Origin of the sequence: Christiangramia aestuarii, from assembly GCF_009735585.1 — a bacterium.
In the GTDB taxonomy this organism is placed as follows: domain Bacteria; phylum Bacteroidota; class Bacteroidia; order Flavobacteriales; family Flavobacteriaceae; genus Christiangramia; species Christiangramia aestuarii.
Map to the genome: position 1 here is coordinate 202,007 of NZ_VJVW01000001.1, position 21,401 is coordinate 223,407.

At 41.8% G+C, this 21,401-nt stretch carries 15 protein-coding genes; 5 read left to right on the plus strand and 10 right to left on the minus strand.

Features of this window, described 5'->3' with window-relative positions; translation table 11 throughout:
- Positions 1-89: 89 nt before the first annotated feature.
- The 4 genes from uvrA (at position 90) to FLP08_RS00850 (ending at position 9,105) form a co-directional block, all read left to right on the plus strand.
- Positions 90-2,921 (plus strand): excinuclease ABC subunit UvrA, encoded by a 2,832-nt coding sequence (gene uvrA / locus FLP08_RS00835; RefSeq protein WP_156273071.1) that lies wholly within the window; start codon positions 90-92, stop codon positions 2,919-2,921.
- 9 nt (positions 2,922-2,930) lie between these two features.
- Positions 2,931-3,620, plus strand: a complete 690-nt coding sequence (locus tag FLP08_RS00840) for an LOG family protein (protein WP_156273073.1) — start codon at positions 2,931-2,933, stop codon at positions 3,618-3,620.
- A 77-nt stretch (positions 3,621-3,697) separates the two neighbouring features.
- On the plus strand, positions 3,698-6,508 hold the full coding sequence (locus FLP08_RS00845) for a gluzincin family metallopeptidase (protein ID WP_156273075.1): 2,811 nt from the start codon (positions 3,698-3,700) through the stop codon (positions 6,506-6,508).
- Between the two features lie 197 nt (positions 6,509-6,705).
- Positions 6,706-9,105, plus strand: coding sequence for an alpha-ketoacid dehydrogenase subunit alpha/beta (locus tag FLP08_RS00850; RefSeq protein WP_156273077.1), 2,400 nt, complete (start codon positions 6,706-6,708; stop codon positions 9,103-9,105).
- A 68-nt stretch (positions 9,106-9,173) separates the two neighbouring features.
- Here the strand turns inward: FLP08_RS00850 and FLP08_RS00855 are convergent, their stop codons facing one another.
- The 5 genes from FLP08_RS00855 to FLP08_RS00875 all read right to left on the minus strand — a co-directional run bounded on the left by FLP08_RS00855 (position 9,174) and on the right by FLP08_RS00875 (position 15,928).
- Complete coding sequence (locus FLP08_RS00855; protein WP_156273079.1) at positions 9,174-9,743, minus strand: hypothetical protein; 570 nt, start codon at positions 9,741-9,743, stop codon at positions 9,174-9,176.
- Positions 9,744-9,799: 56 nt separating this feature from the next.
- Entirely contained in the window at positions 9,800-10,639 is an 840-nt protein-coding gene (locus tag FLP08_RS00860) for a 1,4-dihydroxy-2-naphthoyl-CoA synthase (RefSeq protein ID WP_156273081.1), read from the minus strand.
- Between the two features lie 104 nt (positions 10,640-10,743).
- Positions 10,744-11,148 carry a DUF2059 domain-containing protein gene (locus FLP08_RS00865; protein WP_156273083.1) on the minus strand — a complete coding sequence of 135 codons (405 nt, stop codon included), beginning with the start codon at positions 11,146-11,148 and terminating at the stop codon, positions 10,744-10,746.
- Positions 11,149-11,300: 152 nt separating this feature from the next.
- On the minus strand, positions 11,301-12,782 hold the full coding sequence (locus FLP08_RS00870) for a SusD/RagB family nutrient-binding outer membrane lipoprotein (RefSeq protein ID WP_156273085.1): 1,482 nt from the start codon (positions 12,780-12,782) through the stop codon (positions 11,301-11,303).
- 11 nt (positions 12,783-12,793) lie between these two features.
- The gene (locus FLP08_RS00875; protein ID WP_238388425.1) at positions 12,794-15,928 is read right to left on the minus strand and encodes a SusC/RagA family TonB-linked outer membrane protein; all 3,135 of its coding nucleotides are present in this window, start codon (positions 15,926-15,928) and stop codon (positions 12,794-12,796) included.
- Positions 15,929-16,238: 310 nt separating this feature from the next.
- Between FLP08_RS00875 and FLP08_RS00880 the strand changes: the two genes are divergently transcribed.
- The gene (locus FLP08_RS00880) at positions 16,239-16,688 is read left to right on the plus strand and encodes a hypothetical protein (RefSeq protein WP_156273087.1); all 450 of its coding nucleotides are present in this window, start codon (positions 16,239-16,241) and stop codon (positions 16,686-16,688) included.
- On the opposite strand, the gene FLP08_RS00885 is transcribed toward FLP08_RS00880, so the two are convergent.
- The 5 genes from FLP08_RS00885 to FLP08_RS00905 all read right to left on the minus strand — a co-directional run bounded on the left by FLP08_RS00885 (position 16,685) and on the right by FLP08_RS00905 (position 21,380).
- Positions 16,685-17,518, minus strand: coding sequence for a CvfB family protein (locus tag FLP08_RS00885; RefSeq protein ID WP_156273089.1), 834 nt, complete (start codon positions 17,516-17,518; stop codon positions 16,685-16,687). The genes FLP08_RS00880 and FLP08_RS00885 overlap by 4 nt on opposite strands.
- 100 nt (positions 17,519-17,618) lie before the next feature.
- A complete protein-coding gene (locus FLP08_RS00890; RefSeq protein WP_156273091.1) occupies positions 17,619-17,963 on the minus strand; it encodes a DUF2853 family protein in 345 nt (114 codons plus the stop codon).
- A gap of 68 nt (positions 17,964-18,031) precedes the next feature.
- The gene (menD, locus tag FLP08_RS00895; protein ID WP_156273093.1) at positions 18,032-19,765 is read right to left on the minus strand and encodes a 2-succinyl-5-enolpyruvyl-6-hydroxy-3-cyclohexene-1-carboxylic-acid synthase; all 1,734 of its coding nucleotides are present in this window, start codon (positions 19,763-19,765) and stop codon (positions 18,032-18,034) included.
- A gap of 50 nt (positions 19,766-19,815) precedes the next feature.
- Positions 19,816-20,958: a chorismate-binding protein gene (locus FLP08_RS00900; RefSeq protein WP_156273095.1), complete on the minus strand. Its 1,143-nt coding sequence runs from the start codon at positions 20,956-20,958 to the stop codon at positions 19,816-19,818.
- Entirely contained in the window at positions 20,958-21,380 is a 423-nt protein-coding gene (locus FLP08_RS00905; RefSeq protein ID WP_202912741.1) for a PaaI family thioesterase, read from the minus strand. Before FLP08_RS00905 ends, FLP08_RS00900 begins: the two co-directional genes overlap by 1 nt.
- Positions 21,381-21,401: the final 21 nt, after the last annotated feature.

Consider the following 21,401-nt stretch of genomic DNA (forward strand, 5'->3'; position numbering starts at 1 on the left):
TAATTTTACAGGTATCTTAACATCAGTTGATTGACATTAGCTTTCTAAATAATAATACAATAAGTAACTTTGCCCACTTGAAAAATTTTATGGCAAAAACTGAAGATAGAATTGAAGTATTAGGAGCCCGCGTCCATAACTTAAAGAATATAGATGTTAATATCCCCCGGGAAAAGCTTGTGGTGATCACAGGACTTTCAGGATCGGGTAAATCTTCACTGGCATTTGATACCATTTACGCGGAAGGACAGCGGCGTTATATCGAAACCTTTTCGGCCTACGCAAGACAATTCCTTGGAAGCCTGGAAAGACCCGATGTAGATAAAATTGAAGGCCTCTCTCCTGTAATTGCTATTGAACAGAAGACCACCAGCAAAAATCCCAGAAGTACCGTAGGAACCATTACAGAGATCTATGACTTCCTTCGATTGCTTTTCGCCCGTGCCGGCGAAGCCTACAGTTATAATACCGGGGAGAAAATGGTAAGCTATACCGATTCCCAGATTAAGGATCTCATCATCAAGGATTTTACCGGTAAAAGGGTGAATATACTTGCCCCGGTAATCCGAAGCCGTAAAGGACATTACCGCGAACTTTTCGAACAGATCGCGAAACAGGGGTTTTTGAAGGTTAGAGTAGACGGCGAGGTTGTAGATATCGAGAAAGGCATGAAGCTGGACCGATACAAAACCCATGATATCGAAATCGTAATAGACCGCCTGAAAATTGAAGAAAAACCAGATTCAGACAAACGGCTGGACGAAAGCATCAAAACTGCCATGTACCATGGCGATGATACTTTAATGATCCTGGAACAGGATTCAGGTAACATCCGGTACTTTAGCCGAAATCTGATGTGCCCTACCACGGGTATAAGTTACCCTAACCCTGAACCAAACAGCTTTTCATTTAATTCACCTAAAGGAGCCTGCCCAAAATGTAACGGCATAGGCAGCCTTTACCAGGTAAATATTGATAAGATCATTCCAGACAGGTCCCTTTCCATTAAGAACGGGGGGCTTGCTCCGCATGGACCACAGAAGAAGAATTGGGTATTTTCCCAGCTGGAACTTATTTCAGAAAGGTTTGATTTTAAACTGACCGATCCCATCGAGAAAATTCCCGATGAAGCCCTGGAAATGATCCTGCATGGAGGAAAAGAAAAATTCTCCAGGGAATCTAAATCCCTGGGTATTACAAGAGACTATAAGATAGATTTTGAAGGGGTGGCGAACTTTATCGAAACCACCTATAATAATAATGACTCTTCCTCTTTAAGGCGTTGGTCTAAAGAATATATGGATAAGGTTATCTGTCCTAATTGTGAAGGCTCTCGTTTAAAGAAGGAAGCTCTCTACTTCAGGATCCACGACAAGAATATTTCTGAACTGGCCCACCTGGATATCACCGACCTCTTTGCCTGGTTCGAAGGGATCGAAAAGAACCTTAGCGAAAAGCAGCTTCAGATCGCTGAAGAGGTGATCAAAGAGATCAGGGCGAGATTACAGTTCCTGTTGGATGTAGGATTAACATACCTTAACCTTAACCGTAGTTCCAAATCTCTTTCTGGTGGAGAAGCTCAGCGAATAAGGCTGGCCACCCAGATAGGTTCTCAACTGGTAGGCGTTCTTTATATTCTGGACGAACCTAGTATCGGCCTGCACCAGAGAGACAACGAAAAACTGATCAATTCACTGGAATCTCTTCGAGATATAGGGAATACCGTCATCGTGGTAGAGCATGATAAGGATATGATCGAAAGAGCAGACCACGTAATAGATATTGGCCCTCGCGCCGGCAAGCATGGAGGAGAGATCATTAGTGAGGGTACTCCAGCTGAACTGATGGAGCATAAAACCCTTACTGCCGATTATTTGAGTGGAGATAAAGAAATTCCAGTTCCAAAGGAAAGAAGAAAAGGTAATGGCAAAAAAATAGAACTCAAAGGAGCAACCGGGAACAACCTTAAAAAGGTAAATATCAGCATTCCCTTAGGGAAAATGATCGCGGTAACCGGTGTTTCTGGAAGTGGTAAATCTACCCTTATCAATGAGACCCTATACCCTATCATGAACGCACATTACTTCAATGGAGTAAAGAAACCTAAACCATATAAGAGCATCAAGGGTCTGGAGCATATAGATAAGGTGATAGATATCAATCAAAGCCCTATCGGGAGGACTCCAAGATCTAATCCTGCCACCTATACCGGTGTGTTTTCAGAAATACGAAGCCTTTTTGCTAAAACGCCAGAGGCGCTTATTAGGGGCTATAAACCTGGAAGGTTCAGCTTTAACGTTAAGGGCGGGAGATGTGAAACCTGTAAAGGCGGTGGTTTAAGGGTCATAGAAATGAACTTCCTGCCAGATGTTTACGTGGAATGCGAAACCTGCCAGGGCAAACGCTTTAACCGGGAAACCCTCGAAATAAGATATAAAGGCAAGTCTATTGCCGATATTCTGGAAATGACCATAGACGAGGCAACCCCTTTCTTTGAGAACATTCCGAAGATATTTAGAAAACTAAAAACCATACAGGATGTTGGTTTAGGCTATATTAGCCTGGGACAGCAATCTACCACCCTTTCTGGAGGAGAGGCGCAGCGAATAAAACTTGCTACCGAACTTTCCAAGCGTGATACCGGGAATACTTTCTATATATTAGACGAGCCAACAACCGGTCTTCATTTCGAAGACATACGTGTACTCATGGAAGTATTGAATAAATTGACCAATAAAGGAAATACCGTTCTCATTATTGAACATAACATGGATGTTATAAAAATGGCCGACTATATTATCGATATCGGGTATGAAGGTGGAAAAGGTGGCGGTAAGGTGGTTGCAAAGGGCACACCTGAAGAAATTGTAAAGAATAAAAAAAGTTATACTGCGAGATTCCTTAAAAAGGAATTACATTAATAATTAAATATGAAAAAACATAATGTCAATAAGGCCTGGAACGAGATAAAGACCAACGATTCCTGGGCCATTTTCAAGATCATGGGAGAATTCGTTAACGGCTATGAAAAGCTTAGCCAGATAGGTCCCTGTGTTTCTATATTTGGTTCGGCCAGGACCAAGCCAGATATGAAATATTATAAGCTCGCAGAAAAGGTCGCAAAAAAGATCGTAGACCATGGCTACGGGGTCATCACAGGTGGTGGTCCTGGTATCATGGAAGCAGGAAATAAAGGAGCTCACCTCGCCGGTGGTACTTCGGTAGGTTTAAATATTGAGCTACCCTTCGAGCAGCATGATAACCCATATATAGACAATGACAAGAGCCTTGATTTCGATTATTTTTTCGTGAGAAAGGTAATGTTCGTAAAATATTCCCAGGGATTTGTGGTAATGCCGGGAGGTTTTGGAACCCTGGATGAACTTTTCGAAGCCATCACCCTTATCCAGACCCATAAGATCGATAAATTCCCGATCATTCTGGTAGGAAGCGAATTCTGGAGTGGACTCGTAGACTGGATCAAGAGCACATTACTTGATAACTTTCAGAACATTAGCGCGGCAGATATAGACCTGGTTCAGGTGGTAGATACCGAAGACGAGGTGATCGAAATCCTGGATAAGTTCTACGGCGAATATAATTTAAGTCCTAATTTCTAGTTAACAGGACTATTGGGGGTTTTAAAGATTGATTATATTTAGCCCTGATTGCTTATCAGTACTAAATCTACGACCAGTTGAAATACCTTCGGTTTTTCCTCATTCTTTTTGTTTTCACGGGATGCCTTTCTGCTCAGAATGTCATCAATGTGAATGCGCGTCTAATTGATAGTTTGCATACTATTGAAATAGGCCAGCAGATAAAGTTTGTAAATACCGAAAGCAGGCCCCTGGAAACCATATATCTGAACGACTGGAACAATGCTTTTAGTTCCAAAACCTCGGCACTGGCAAAACGTTTCGCAGAAGATTATGCGAGACGTTTTCATTTTGCCAAAGATGAAGAACGGGGCCATACCACCATAAATTCGGTAAGCGACCAGCCGGGAAATCAACTCAAATGGGACCGTCCCGGGAATGTCGTGGACCTGGTCAGGATCATGCTGGAAGATCCCCTCGCCCCAGGCGACACGCTTACCTTAAATCTCAACTACGCTCTTAAGATACCTAATGACAAATTTACCCGTTACGGTAGGGACAACCTGGGAAATTACAAGTTAAGATACTGGTACATGGTTCCTGCCCCGCTGGACAACGGCTGGAAACTCTATAGCCACCAGGACCTGGGGCTCCAATATGTGAAGCCTTACGACATTGAAATCAAGCTGGATATTCCCACCGAATATTATGCCGCTTCCGGACTGGATCTTACGAGGACCGAAACCAGGCAGGGTTTCAAAACCATTAATTTTAAAGGGGAAGACCGGGTAGACAGCGAGATGTATCTGACTACTTCCTTTATCTTTGAGTCGATTAGTGCGAACTCTAACCAGGTGATCACAAACATTCAGGACGAGGATATACAGTTCGACATTAAGAATACTATCCTTGAAAGAGTGGTGGGTTTCCTGGATAAAAGGCTTGGCGAATATCCCCACGAGAATATTTTCATTACTCAGGACGATTATCAGAAAAGCCCCATATATGGCCTTAACCAGTTACCGAGTTTTATAAGGCCCTTTCCTGATGGGTTTCAGTATGATATCAAGCTGTTCAAAACGATCACGAACAATTACCTTCAGAATACCATTTTCATTGACCCCAGGAAAGAGAAATGGGTGACCGATGCCATCATGGTCTCACTCATGATGGATTATGTGGACACCTATTATCCAAAAATGAAGCTTATTGGCAACCTGAGCAAGATCATTGGAATTCGCTGGTTCCATGCTGCCGACCTCGAATTCAACGATCAATACCAGTTCCTGTATATGAACATGGCCAGGTTGAACCTTGACCAGCCACTAACCACCAGCCAGGATTCCCTGGTGAAATTCAATAAGAACATTGCCAATGCCTATAAAGCCGGGGCTGGGATAAAATATCTGGAGGAATTCCTGGGAGATGAATCAGTAAAGAAATCTATTTCAGAATTTTATTCTGATTATAAACTGAAAAAGGTTACCGATGAGGATTTCAGGAGGATACTTCAGAAAAATGCTTCCAAGGATATATCCTGGTTCTTTGAAGATTATGTAGGCACCAATAAAAAGATCGATTTTAAGATCAGGAATGTCGAAAAAAGGGATGATTCCTTAAGGGTTACCCTGGAAAACCTTAGAGATAACGACATGCCAGTGAGCTTATATGGCCTAAGGGAAAAAGAGGTTATTTATAAAACCTGGGTCGAGGATATTCGTGACACCCTGAGCATTACGATCCCTAATAATGGTATACAGAGGCTTGCTCTCAATTACGAGCAGGAAATCCCTGAATTTAACCAAAGGAATAACTACAAGGGAGTCACCAAGCTACTTGACAAACCAATTCAGTTCAGGTTGCTGCAGGATATAGAGGATCCTAGGTATCACCAGGTTTTCTTTATGCCTGAATTTGAATATAACCTTTACGATGGTGTTGCCATTGGCCCAAAGCTCTATAACAAAACCTTTTTAAGCAGGACCTTTAATTTCTCGATCTCCCCGAAATACGGATTAAACAGTAATACTCTGGTAGGCTCTGCGTCGGTTTATAACACCCATCAGTTTGAAAATAAGGAGCTATACAGTATTTTCTACGGAATTGGCGGCTCACGTTTTTCTTATGGTTATGGCCTTTTCTATGAAAAATACAGCCCTTTCCTGGTATTTTCTTTCCGAAACTCCTATTTGAGGAGTAACGAAAGGCAAAGGCTGTCCATCAGGAATATTAACGTGCACCGGGATGAGAATCCTGAAGCTCCTCTTTTGCAGCCGAATTACAACGTCTTTAATGTAAGGTATACCTATAGCAACCCGAATTTCCTGAAGCACTTAACCGCTTCCTTCGATTACCAGCTATCAGATAAGTTCAGTAAAGTTTCACTTACGGCAGAGTACCGAAAACTTTTCACCAATAACAGGCAGATAAATCTCAGATTCTTTGCCGGAACTTTTCTATATAACGACGCGATGTCTGACGACTATTTCAGTTTTGCTCTGGACAGGCCAACAGATTATCTTTTTGATTACAATTATTACGGTCGTAGCCAGGGAAGCGGATTATTCAGCCAGCAGATAATCGTGGCCGAAGGAGGTTTTAAATCACAATTGCAGCCGGAATTTGCCAATCAATGGCTTATGACTGCTAATGCCAGTACCAATATCTGGAATTGGATCTACGCCTACGGGGATGTGGGGATAGTGAAAAATGAAGGCGATTCGGGAGAGCTTCTATTCGACTCCGGGATAAGGGTAAGCCTTGTACAGGATTACTTTGAACTTTTCTTTCCCGTTTATTCGAGCCTTGGCTGGGAAATAGATGAGCCAAACTATGATCAAAGGATAAGATTTATTGTGGCGCTAGACCTTAATACCCTTATCAGGCTGTTTACCAGGCGTTGGTACTAAGTTCCTAAAAATGAATTTTTAACGCATCCTTAGTTCAATTTCGGTATTATCAACGAATTCTTATTAACGAAGCTATTAATTCTAAAATAAACAATAATTAAAGGTTAAAATTATATTATTATCAATTTTAGCTCAAAAATTTGAATTGTATTTAATCATAGTTTTCGTTACATTTGTTACCATTCAAAAATATGTTCATGCAAAGCGAAACACAAACTGAAAATTCAATTTCATTTGATGAATTTAAGTCTCAGGTTCTTGAAGACTACAAAACTGCCGTAACCAGCAGGGAGTGCAGCCTTTTAGGAAGAAGAGAAGTACTTACAGGAAAAGCGAAGTTCGGAATATTTGGAGACGGAAAGGAAGTACCTCAGTTAGCTATGGCAAAAGCCTTTAAAAATGGAGATTTTAGATCGGGTTACTACCGTGATCAAACCTTCATGATGGCTATTAACGAACTTACCCCAGAACAATTTTTTGCCGGCCTTTATGCCGATACCAATATAGAAAATGAACCCATGTCTGCCGGTCGCCAGATGGGCGGTCACTTTATGACCCACAGCCTGGACGAGAACGGAGAGTGGAAAAACCTAATGGAGCAAAAGAACTCCAGTTCAGATATTTCTCCCACTGCCGGGCAGATGCCAAGATTACTTGGCCTAGCCCAGGCCTCTAAGATCTACAGGAATGTAGAGGGTATAGACGCTGAAAAATTTTCGGATAACGGAAACGAGATCGCCTGGGGAACCATTGGTAATGCAAGTACCAGTGAAGGCCATTTTTGGGAAACCATCAATGCAGCAGGTGTATTACAGGTACCGATGGTGATGAACGTTTGGGATGATGAATACGGAATTTCGGTTCATGCAAAACACCAGACCACCAAAGAAAATATTTCTGAGATCCTTAAAGGATTCCAGAGAGATGAAGAAAATCAAGGTTACGAGATCTTTGTAGTTGAAGGATGGGATTATCCAAAATTGGTAGACACCTACGAAAAGGCTTCAGCAATTGCCCGAAAAGAGCATTGTCCTGTTCTTATCCATGTAATTGAGCTAACCCAGCCCCAGGGTCATTCTACTTCAGGATCTCATGAGAGATATAAGTCTGAAGAAAGGCTGAACTGGGAAAAAGAGCATGATTGCAACCTCAAGTTCAGGGAGTGGATGATCGAAAATGATTTTGCGACTGCAGACCAATTAGATGAGCTTGAAAAAAGCATTAAGAAGGAAGTAAGAACCGCCAAGCATAATGCCTGGACAGCTTACCTGAAACCTACCCTTACCAAGCAGAAGGAACTGGTGAAACTGCTGGATGATGCTGCGGCCTCAAGTTCGAATGCAAACTTCATCAACTCAATTAAGAAAGAGATTTCTGGTACTAAGGAGCCCCTTAAAAAGGACCTCGTTTCTTCGGCCAGGAAAGTATTAAGATATTTAATTGGTGACGAAACTTCAGAAAAACAAGCCCTGATCAACTGGCTAAATGAGTTTGATGAGCAGGCTTACGAAGATTATGCCGCGTACCTTTACAAGGAAGAAGATACTCAGGTAGAAGTTTTGCCAACCTATGATGAAGAAGCTGAAGAAGTAGATGCGCGTATAGTGCTAAGAGATAACTTTGACGCCATATTCAACATCAGGCCTGAAACTTTGATCTTCGGTGAGGATTCCGGAGAGATCGGTGATGTAAACCAGGGACTGGAAGGACTTCAAAAGAAATACGGAAAGTTCAGGGTTTCTGATACAGGCATCAGGGAGGCAACCATTCTTGGACAGGGTATCGGGATGGCCATGAGAGGACTCAGGCCTATCGCCGAAATTCAGTACCTGGATTATGTAATGTACTGTTTGCAAGGAATGAGTGATGACCTTGCCACGGTGCATTACAGGACCAAAGGAAAACAAAAAGCTCCGCTAATAGTAAGAACCAGAGGTCATCGCCTGGAAGGAATCTGGCACAGTGGTTCGCAAATGGGAGGACTTTTAAATCTCCTTCGTGGGATGTACGTGCTTGTTCCACGTAATATGACCAAAGCTGCAGGATTTTATAACACCTTATTGGATCTGGACACGCCTGCTTTAGTGGTAGAGTGCCTTAACGGTTACCGCCTTAAGGAAAAACTTCCTACCAACCTGGGAGAATTAAAAACACCTGTAGGAGTAACTGAAACAGTTCGCGAGGGTAAAGACATCACCCTCGTATCTTATGGTTCTACTCTCAGGATCGTAGAAGACGTGGCCAAAGAACTTCAGGAAGTAGATATTCATGCTGAAGTGATCGATGTTCAGTCTTTGCTTCCATTTGATGTGAACCATGACATCGTAAAAAGCGTTGAAAAGACCAATAGACTGCTCGTAATAGATGAGGATGTTCCTGGAGGAGCCTCAGCATATATTCTACAAAAGATACTTGATGAGCAGAATGCCTACAGATTCCTGGACAGTAAACCGCAAACGCTTACTGCAAAAGAACACAGGCCTGCTTACGGAACAGATGGAGATTATTTCTCTAAACCATCGGCAGAAGATATCTATGAGAAAATTTATGCGATCATGCATGAATCTAACCCGGCGAAATATCCAAAATTGAGATAAGCTGGATCACATAAAAATAAAAAGGCCATGATGCAGATCATGGCCTTTTTTATGCACTAATATATTGACTATTCCTTAACTTGGGAGTAATACAGCCGAGGCCCATCGCAAGCGTCGGTACTATTTTTCAAAACACCATGGTCCTCTTCAGTAATAAAAAGATATTCTTCCCGGCCCATGCAGCTGGAAATGATATCAATATCTTCAACGGCTACCTCTCCCTCATAAAAAATATTAAAGGCATAGGTATTAAATTCAGTTTCAGACACCTTAAAATCACCTTCAATCTTAAGGGTGTCACCATCTTTGACTCTCAGTTTTTTAACAGTAAAATCTGCGGAAAAAGTATAAGTATCCCGGTAAGGCAAATCCTCCCCGGTACTCCCACAATTTCCTGATGAATCACAGGTAAGCTTAAATAATTTCCACACCTGCGGAAGATCTATCTCAACACTCGGATTTTCATCTTCTTCAGTCCCCTCTTCCGGCTTGCTTTCATCCTCAGTTTCATTTGAACCTTCTTGGTCTGCTATTTTTTCCTGCTCTAATCCAGCATCCATTTCAGGCTCTGAAAACACCTCAGATTCTGTACAGGCGATTAAAGAGAATAAAAGCAATAAAAAGGATAAATTTTTCATAATAACAGATTTAGAATTTAACTAAGATATATTTTTTATTCTAAACCGTTAATATTTTAAGGAATCCATTTCTTTTCGAAATTGGGCTGTCTTTTTTCGAGGAACGCATCTCTTCCCTCCTTGGCCTCATCGGTCATATAAGCAAGCCTGGTTACCTCCCCTGCAAAAACCTGTTGCCCAACCATACCGTCATCGGTCATGTTCATCGCAAATTTCAGCATTTTAATAGAGGTTGGAGACTTCGCCATGATTTCCTGCGCCCACTCATAGGCAGTATCCTCAAGCTCATCGTGAGGGATCACCGCATTCACCATGCCCATTTCGTAGGCTTCCTGTGCGGAATAGTTTCTACCCAGGAAGAATATTTCCCTGGCTTTCTTCTGCCCTACCATTTTAGCCAGGTATGCTGAACCATAACCGGCATCAAAACTGGTTACATCTGCATCTGTCTGCTTAAAGATCGCATGTTCCTTACTGGCTAGGGTAAGGTCACAAACCACGTGAAGACTGTGGCCACCGCCCACGGCCCAACCAGGCACAACGCAAATAACTGCCTTAGGCATAAAACGGATAAGCCTTTGCACCTCAAGAATGTTCAACCTGTGGTAGCCATCTTCGCCAACATACCCCTGGTGACCACGTGCCTTTTGATCTCCTCCACTACAAAAAGCCCATTTTCCATCTTTGCTAGAAGGTCCTTCGCCAGATAAAAGTACACAACCGATGGAAGTATCTTCATGAGCATCATGAAAAGCATCCAGTAATTCTGAGGTGGTCTTTGGCCTGAAGGCATTGCGTACATCGGGTCGGTTAAAGGCGATCCTGGCCACGCCATTAGATTTCTTATAGGTGATATCGTCGTATTCCTTTGCTATTTTCCAGTCAATTTTAGACATGATATATATTTTTAATGGTAAAAATAGAGCTTTCCGGCCATTTCAGAAAGCTGAATAAAAAAAGCCTGCTGTAGGAGCAGGCTTTAAGAATCTTATGGAAATTTTTATTGCATATATTTTGCCATCATCGGCTGAAGTTCCATACCCCAGGCCTGACCTATTTCCATTCCTTTTTTGGTAAGTTCAGGAGTGATCGCGACCATCTTTTTTCCTACCGGGGTATCATAAAAAGCAAGGATCTTATCCAGTTCCTGCTCGGTAAAAGATTCGGTATATACCGCGGCAAGCTTTGCATAAAGATCTTCTGTGCTGGTAGCAAGTTCAGCTTTAAATGCTTCACGGTTTTCTTCTGGGATCATTTCAACAATAGGCTCAGTCATGATATCGAATTGTTGTCCTGCGGTTAGCTTAATAAGTTTTATTGCTTTTGCTTCAAGGGATGTTGATTGTTGCGCAAAAGAGGAAAAGCTAATCGCCAAGATACTCAGGGTAAAAATGATTTTTTTCATAATAGATTTTAGATTGTATAGTTTCCCGACGAAAGTACAAATTAGAATCCTAATTATTCAGGAAACTTCGAATTGCCGGGTTTCAACGAAGCAAAACAGCCAGTTAGACTTTCGCTAACTGGCTGTTTATAATTTCTTAATTTTGAACTTTACTATTCTGCATCCCACCATACGGGAGTTACAGGACTTTCTTGGTATTGCTCCACAACCTCTCCGTTTCGATTAACTTCTGTAGACGGATAGGTAGCTCTTCTAAACCATTCTCCCTCAAAATCACCGGTACCATCTTCTTCTTCTCTAATAGTAAGCCCGGTAAAAACCTCTTCAGAAAAGTCATATCTCCTGAAATCAACGAATGTTTCAGGATTCAGGAAGTTATGAATATACTTCTCTTTCATGATATGATGCAGCATTAAATTATCTGCTCCTACATCAACGACAGGATCATCCAAATAATCTGAACCATTTACCCCATATTTGGCCATACTGGCTCTTATTCCTTCCAGGTAGGCTTCGTAACCGGCTGGAGTTGTACCTGTACTGGTAGCAGTACCACCGTTAGCAAGGAATTCTGCCTCGGCCTTAATGAACTGGGCTTCGGCATAGCTAATTACCACGATAGGAGCATCTACCCTGGTATAATAACCTCCATCTGCAAATTGTACGTTAGCAGGCTCTCCATTTGGAGCAACTCCACCGCCGCCACTTACATAACCTCTCCACTCAGTATCTTCGGAATTGTCTATCTCTCCGAAAACCGGTAATCTTGGATCTATTTCCAGAGCATCACTTTCAAAAGGATAATAATTCCCGTTCATCATGCTTACGATCTGGCTAGCAAGCACATTATGAAAGTTTCCTGTGTTACGGGCCAGCACTTCCTGTGCGTATCTTGGATTGATAGACCTGTCATCATAAAAGATCTGGAAATCGTCGTCGTTCGAGGTAAAGCCATTTTCCAGACTTGCCAGCACTTCGTTAGGAGAGATCACTCCCTTTTGCACTAAATGAAGCTGATAACGTGCCTTAATGGTATAAGCGGCTCTGATCCACTGATCGATATTTCCCTGGTATACCAGGTCTTCTCTTCCAATATTCACTGTTGAATCATCTGGCCCCTGAAGATCGGCGATCGCGGCATCTAAAAGAGAAAATACTTCAGTATAAACTTCTTCCTGTGCATTGAAATCTGGAAACAAATTTTCTACGCCCATCGAGGCCTCGTTCATAGGAATATAATCCCAGGTATCTGTGGCCATTCCTAAATTCATGGCCTTAAGAATATCCGCAATCGCAGCATAGTGGCTCGCGCCAGCGTCTGCAGCTTTATCCTTTATCACTTCAATATTAGGCAGGGCATAAAGATATACATCTGCCCAAAGTCCGGCTGCCGTGGTTTCCCCAGCAGCGGTTCCACCCTGTCCGGCAAAATTCTGCACATAGTTTCCAAAGGCTAATTCTGCGGAATATTGTCCTTCCACCGTATGGAAAATCACAGGTGCCAAAAGGTCGTTGATCCTGAGCTGCTCAACATCTGCTGTGGCCGACGGTGTATTTACATCAAAATAGTCATCACTACAGGAAAAAACACCCAGTAATAATGCTAAAAAGAAATATTTATTAAATTTTCTCATATCCAATATTTTTAAAATCCTAATTTAAGTCCCAGTGAATAAGTCTGACCCAGAGGGGTACTTAAACCTGTAAATCCATAAACGTTACTTCCGGCGCTGTATTGATTACCTTCAGGATCGTAACCATCGTATGGAGTCCATATCAAAATATTCTGACCACTGGCAGACAGCGACAACCTGTCAAGTCTTAAAGTCTCCAGGATATTTCCTGAAAAATCATAGCCAATAGAAATATTACGCAGTTTCACCCAGGAAGCATCCTGAACCAGGATCTCAGAAGCCCTGTTATAAGCGGTAGAACTTCTGTAATAGTTCTGGTCTATTAAAACTTCCTGTGTGTTTGGAACATAGCCACCATTGCCATCATCCATCACACCTTCAAGGACAGTAGTAACATCCCTGAACTCGGTAACCTGAAGGATTCCGTTTCTTAGAGAGTTACGTCTTCCGCTATCGTAAATGTCGCCACCTTCTTTCCATTCTAAAAGGAAATCGAAATTAATTCCTTTGAAATTCAACCTGTTCCCAATGGAAGCGATGAAATCTGGAAACGCATTTCCTACCTTCACTCTTTCATCAAGGTTGATTTCCGGTAACCCATCCTCATCTATATAACGCTGACCATTCTCATATCTCCAGGTATATCCATACAGAGTTCCTAGTTCGTCACCATCCCTGATCTCAGAGGTTACCCCTGCAAAACCGGCATCAGCAAAGACCAGTGCCTCGATATCTTCTGGCAGGGAGATTACCTCTCCCTTATTGGTAGAAAAGTTAATATAGGTTTCCCAGTTAAGATCATCACCTCTAATGATATCGTAAGAGGCAAGTAATTCATGTCCAGAAGACTCGAATTCACCCGCATTCCTAACAATACCTGACAATCCTGTTGAGTAAGCCGTTCCTACGGTAAAGATCTGGTTCTTAACCGTGGTCATATAATAAGCATAGTCGAAACGAAGCCTGTTATCGAAAAACCTGAGATCTGCTCCAACCTCGAAAGAACGGTTCTTTTCAGGTACTATCATAGGGTCTCCAATTACAGTGTTCCCACGGTATCCTCCTGTCCCTACGAACGGGAAAGCTGGGTCTGCCGCGAAATAACTTCCAACCTGTCCAAATAAAGGTCCTTTACCTACTTCAGCCCAGGATGCCCTTAGCTTACTAAAGGTAAGGAAATCACTATCCTCATCGATCAGGTTATGAAAATCATAAGCCAAACTTACCGAAGGATAGAAGAAAGATCGGTTCTCTTTAGGAAGTGTGGAAACCCAGTCATTTCTACCAGTTACTGTTAGGAATAACTCATTTCTATAATCTAACTTCAATTCTCCGAATACCCCAACGTTCCTAACTTGGGTGATCGTTTTCCCACCAAAAGTATTAATAGTATTCGCTATATCATTTATTCCCGGGACATTAAGGGTTTCTCCTCGAATAAAGGAATAATCCCTTTTGGTATCTGAGATCTGGTTACCCACGGTAAGTGAGGTACCAAAATCCTCGGTCCAGTCTTTTTCGAAATTTATCAACAGGTTGGATTCTATTCCCAGGAAATCGTTATTCTGTTCAAGCACAAATCCACCCACCTGAGTTCCTACATCAAGGTCTGGCGCCACAAATCGATTCCTTCTGTCTGAATAATTATCTACCTGAGCGGCATAAGAAATGTTCATCCATTCCTTCGGTGCCCAGTTGAGGGAAATATTCCCCACCCACCTGTTCACATCATCCAGAAGCGGACTTGTTTCCAGCAGATATCTCGGGTTATCAATAATTCCGAAAGAATAGTTTCTTTGGGTCCCATCGGGATTCACATAATCATTTATGGGAAATGTTCCAGAAAAATAGGATAATGAACTGAAAACAGATTTATCTCCTCCATTACCCCTGGCCCCTCCGGTTCTGGAGTAGCTTACCGAGGTATTGATATTAAAATTATCGGTTACCTGGTAGCCGGCCTTCATTCTAAGGTTGGTCTTATCGTAGTAGGTATTTGGAAGTACCCCTTTTTCATTATCGTTACCAACGGAGAAATAATAGTTTAGTTTTTCATTTGCTCCGCTAATATTAAGGTCGGTTTGGGTTACAATACCTGTTCTGAAGAGATCATAAGGATCGTAAAAGCGATCGTCACTTAGATCTACTACAGTTCCGTCTTCCAATGTGTAAGAATCTTCGCTGAACCTTGGACCCCAGGAATAAAAAGAGGTTCCACCCAGACGGGTAAAGCCAGTTTCGGTCTCTGGAGTGTAAAGCGTTCTTGGAGCGCCACTAAAACCTTCCCTATAAGTTGTCTGTAATTCTGGGGTGGTGACAATTTCCCTGAAACTGGTAGAAGCAGATAAATTTATCTGAGCCTTTCCTTTCTTTCCTTTTTTAGTAGTAATAATTATAGCACCGTTAGCTGCTCTTACCCCATACAAGGCAGTGGCGGCGGCACCTTTCAGCACGTTATAGCTTTCAATATCTTCAGGGTTTAGATCGGCAGCCCTGTTGGTAAAGGAGAACTGCTCCGCACTATTAGGAGAATTCGAACCTGTACTAGGGCGCACATCTCCTGAAAAAGTATCATTATCTAAAGCAAGTCCATCTATTACGATTAAAGGCTGGTTGCCTCTTTGAGGGTTAATAGAAGTTATACCCCGAATAAGGATATCTATACCTCCACCTGCTCCACCAGAGCTTTGGTTTATCTGTACCCCGGCAACCCTACCCTGTAATCCTGCAATTGGGTTGGTATTACCACTCATATTAATATCCTCGGCATCTACTTTGGTCACCGAATAACCCAGTGAACGGGTTTCTCTCTCGATACCAAAGGCCGTTACCACTACTTCATCAAGGGCATTTTTGTCTGGCACCAGGCTAACATCTATAGTAGAATCTGTAACCGGGACCTCCTTTTTTTCAAAACCTACGAAAGAAAAGATCAAAGTACTTCCATCTGGAGCATTGATAGAGTATTTTCCATCAAAGTTGGTTGTGGTTCCTGTGTTTGTTCCCTTTAACTGGATGGTCACGCCAATCATGGGAACTCCGTTATCGTCTGTCACCTTACCACTAACAACATTTTCCTGGGCATAGAGCATAAGAAATGTCGAGGTAAGAAAGACGACAAAAAACAAAGTGATTTTTTTTGTCATAATGAAACTTATTGGTTTAGATGAGTAGTAAATATAGCTAAATATAAACATAATGTTAATTTTTAGCCTTTAACTAAAAACTTCAATTAAAATTTAATTTAATTATCAACAGAAATACGTAAAACCTAGCTTTTTAATAGATTGAAGCTCGGAAAGCCCTGAAACTCCTCCTATTGACTAAAATTTTAAATTTTTAGGACTAACATTTACCTGGTTGAGTAGCCATGATTAATTGCCCTTAATAGTTGATAAAATTTTCTCAATATTTATTTTAGCACAATCTTTGATATCTTTACTGAAAATTTTTGTAATGAAATCCCCTTTCCTTTTATTGTTCCTTTTTGCCTTTGGCGTTATGAATGCCCAGGAATACTGGGAGCGTGAGGATTTCGAGATAAGTAATAGGAGTATAGAAAATACCTGGAGAGAGTTTAGTTTTACCTGGCAGCAACCTTCAAGCTTTAAACTTCCAGATGGCTCCTTTTTACATTTGAACAGCCAGGTTCAGGATGAACAGGTAGATATGCTGGCGGTGATCGATAAAACGAATCGCAACAGGGTGGAAAGAAAAATTGATCTGGGTTCTCCCCTTCCTCGACAGAAAAAGGAAAAGAAGCTTTTTGAAATCTCAGGAGATTTCAGGACCCGGGACCAGGATGACATTTTCATGAATCCCTATTACTCGAGCCCTTTTATACAGAATAATAACGGAAGGATACTTAATTACAGAAGATATTCCCCGTACCGCTATAACTACTAATCTTTAAGATGGATTCCGTCTTCTTTAATTTCGATGAGGCGGTTCTTAAATAGATTTCCAGCGGCTTTTTTAAAGCTTTTTTTACTCATTTGAAGCCTGCTTTTTATTTCTTCAGGATCAGACTTGTCTGAAACATCGAGGTGACCTCCTGCCAGCTTCAATTTATCAAGTATCTTTTGAGCATTAGGCTCAATGCCTCGATATCCAGGTCTTTGCAGCATGACATCAATCTTATTATCCTTTCTTATCCTCTTGATCCAACCATTTACAGAATCTCCAATGGTAAGAGGTTTAAACACTTCATCATGGTAAATAAGGCCCAGATGAAGTTGATTTATGATCACATTATAACCCAGATCGGTTTGATTGCTGATCAAAAGATCAACCTGCTCATTAGGTTTTACGGTAAGTTCAGAATTATCCAGGAAAGCATGCACTTTAGAAGAAGCCGCCAGCCTGCCGGTCTCAAGATCTAAATAGCAGAATACAAGATAATCGTTCCCGGGGTGCATGGGGATCACCTGTTCCTTGAATGGAACAAAAAGATGTTTTTCCAGTCCCCAATCCAGGAAGGCTCCATATTTATTTACTTCCACACAGGTGAGCTTCCCAAATTGATCCAGCTTGATCTTAGGCTTAAGAGTAGTTGCTACCGGGCGTTCTTCATGATCCAGATACACAAAAACTTCTATCTTGTCGTGCACCATCCAGGTTTCTGGCACATACTTATTGGGAAGCAGAACTTCATCCCCTTCTTCATTTTCAAGATAAATACCGTGATCGGTTTCTCTAATTATAATTAACTCATGGAATTCACCCAACTGGATCATAGAAAAAAACTTTAGCGTACAAAGATAGGCTTAATCATAAATAAAAAAATCCGTTTAAGGGAATATCCCATAAACGGATCTAAAATACTTTTATTGAAAACTATTTATAAATGCTTTCTTTTTTGAAATGCTTGGTTAGCAGGTAATAAACCACAACCCTGTATTTATTCCTATTAGATTTTCCATATTTCTCCAGCACCTGGTTCACAGCCTCGTTTACTTTAGACTCATCTGTAATCCCAAGCTTTTTCATAACGAAGTTTTTCTTCACTGTTTCAAGCTCAGATTCGCTGGAGGACGAAACGGTTTCAGCATCTGCATTATAAATACTTGGCCCCATAGATTCAGCGATCTTTCTCAGAAGATCCACATCAGGGTTAGATTCACCAACCTTAGATTTAAGGTCATCCAGATACTTACCTACTTTTTCATCAAGTTTACTCATAATTTCATTTTTTGGTTTAATATCCTGAAATATAAGCAATATGAATCTTAAGAAATGTTAGACGATGTTTAAGATTTCATAAAATTGAAGTATTCCAGTAGCACTTCGTCGTTTATTTTCCTGGGTGTAAAAATTTCCATCAGCTTCGGTTTGCCGGAAACTTTAAAAAATGTTTCCAGATTCTTTGAAATATCTTCTTCAGATTCAGCTCTAAGGTATTCGAAACCGTATTGCTCGCAGGCAGGTTTGGCATTCATATTATGCACGGTCTCAAAATAACGATCAAAATTTTCAGAATTCTTATTCCCGGGAAGTATCCTGAAGATTCCGCCTCCCTGGTTGTTCAGAATAATGATCCTGTAGTTCGAAGCAATATGGCTATTCCATAAGGCATTACTATCATAGAAAAAACTGAGATCACCTGTAACCATCAAAACGGGCTGTTTACTTATTACCGCTGCACCAACAGAGGTGGAAATACTCCCGTCTATGCCACTGGTTCCGCGGTTACAGTATATATTGTGACTGGCGTTCCACTGGAATAACTGCGCATACCTTATAGTAGAGCTATTGGCAAAATGGATCACCGTTTCCTTTGGTACTGCGGGAACCACCTGTTGCATAGCCTTAAGATCTGAATACGGGATCTCCTGCATGTATTGCTCGTGCCTCTTCTGCCTTTTGGCCCTCACCTCTTTCCAGAATTTTGCATAATCGCTTTCTACCGACTTGGTTAATGGTAAAAATTCTGAAAAGAACGAATTCACGTCGCTCTCAAAATGTTTGTTCAGGCAGAAGAAGGTGTTGTATGCTTTTTTTTGATCAATATGCCAGTGATGTTTAGGGTTATGGTTCCTTAAAAATGCCTTGATCTTCTTTGAAACTATCATCCCGCCGAAAGTGAGAAGGATATCCGGCTGTAATTTTTTGAACAGTTCTGCCCGATTTTCATCTTTTTCTATAGGCCCGATAAGGGTATCGATTCGGGTGAAAAAGTCCGGATGATGAAGGTTAGAGGTGGTTTCGGTAAGCACGATCACCGTAGGATCATTAGCCAGTTTTTCAAGGAATCTTTGTTCCACGGCATTCGGCTGGGCCACACCTACAATCACCATTTTGCGTTCAGCACTATTCCACACCTCGGCGTAGTTCGCCAACTGTTTTTCAGAGTAATGTCTCTCCTTTATTTCCGGAAGGATCTGTAGCGGATCTACCTCAATATTTTCTACCGTATCATATAATGGCTCATAAAAAGGCACATTTATATGAACGGGGCCCTTTTCTTCAATAGCCTTGTTCAGGGCAAGGTTCACCTCCCTTTCGTTATGCTTCTGGGCTTCGAATTGTTTCTGCTGAAGCTTAGGATCATTGGATTCCGTTTCCAGTACCAATTCCGAATAAAGATTAGCAGAATAAAGGATGTGGTTCTCGAATACGTTCTTCTGCCTGATGGTTTGCCCATCACCAATATCGATTCTCTCTATCGGCCTGTCTGCAGAGATAACCACCAGAGGTATATCGCTGTAAAATGCCTCGGCAATGGCGGGATAATAATTTAGCAAGGCCGATCCTGAAGTACAAACCAGTGCTACCGGCTTTTTTAACTGCTGGGCCATTCCCAGGGCGAAAAAAGCGGCGCAACGCTCGTCTACAATGCTGTAGGGGGTTATCTCGTCATGATGGGTAAAACCTATGGTTAATGGTGCATTTCTGGATCCTGGGGAGATGACCACATGCTTTATATCTTTGGCCACGCACAAGGCAACTACAGAGCGGGCAACCGGAATTTTTGAATACTTCATAGATGCCCAAAATTACAATATACAGCCAATTTTGGGGGTAGTTTTTGAGCTTATTTAACAAGAACGGCTTTCATGGTCTGAGATTTGTTCACCGTTTCCATCCATTCGTCTGCCGCATTGGAATCTTTGGTGATTCCTCCACCTACAAAAATCCTGGCATTACCATCCTTTAGTTTCATGCACCTTAGATTTACAAATAATTCGGTTTGCCGGGATATCGAGACGAACTGCTGATTCTCCTGATTTCGCCTGTTCGAACTCCGCTTGTGTTCGGTCTTCAGGTTTAATTCTCCCAGGTATCCCGAATAGAATTCCCTGGGCTGAATTTCATTTTCGTGTATAAACTGCAATGCCTTCTCTTTGGGAAGTCCACAGACCGCAGGGGTTGGATGTAGGGCATTTACCAGGTCCTTAAGATTTTCCTGGCTTTTTAGTCTGCCCGAGATATCTGTACAAATATGAAGAAGATTTCCGGCCCTGGCGGAGTAAGCGCCTGAAGTTTTCACCTGTTCCACTCCTTGAACGCCTTCCAGCATATCCAGGATGTAGTCTGTTACAAACCCTTGTTCCTCAATCTCCTTGACACCCCACTCCACATCATCTGTTCCCTTGTAAACCTGGGTGCCGGCAAGGGCCATAGTTTCGAACCTGTTCCTGTCTAGCTTCATAAGGGTTTCTGGAGTAGCTCCCAGCCAGTATCCGGTTTCCGGATGAAACCATACATAAACCATGGCCTGCGGATATTTATGCAATAACTTCCTGAAGATCCTTACCGCGTCGGGGTCGAGTACCTGAACCCTTTCAGATCTTGCTAAAACCACTTTTTTGAAATCCCCGGCCCTGATGGCGTCAATGCCTTTCTGCACCAGGTTCTCATGCCTTTTCTGGTCTTCTTCAAGCTGCTCAAAATCAAAATTATCGAAATCATTATTAGACTCCTTTTCCATTCCTTCCAGGGAACTTTCGAATTGAATGACCTCTGATTTTTCTGAAGGGATGATATAGGAAGTTGCTTCTGTTTTAAAGGGTGCAAAAATAAACCCCTTTTCTGAAAGATCTTTCACCTTATAGACCTTATCATCGCTCTGCAAAAAAGCCTTTACCGCTTTTTCACCCGGTTTTCTATAAGCAACGAACGCCCGGTTTTCTGAGATCTGGCTCTTTACTTTTTGATAAAAATCTGCTTCAGGCATTATTTATTTTCTTTTGGAAGAGCAATGGTGGTTAGTTTCACGATAGAGATCAGGTTGGCTGCCTCATCGGTGATCCTTATTTCGAACAACTGGGTAGTCCTACCTTTATGAATGAAAGTAGCCTTGGCAAAGACCCAGCCCTCTTTTATACTTTTTAAATGATTCGCGGCGATCTCGATCCCTCGAACGAAAAAATTGTCGGTATCCAAAAATATATAGCTGGCCAGGCTTCCTACACTTTCTGCCAGGGCCACACTGGCGCCCCCATGTAAAACTCCATCGGGCTGATGCACCCTAGAATTTACAGGCATTTTAGCTACCAGGTAGTCTTCTCCAATTTCAGTGAATTCTATCTCAAGAGTTTCCATCAAGGTATTTTTACATACCTTTTTGGCTAGCTCGAGCATTTCTTCTTTGGTCATCATTTAATAAGATTGGTTGGA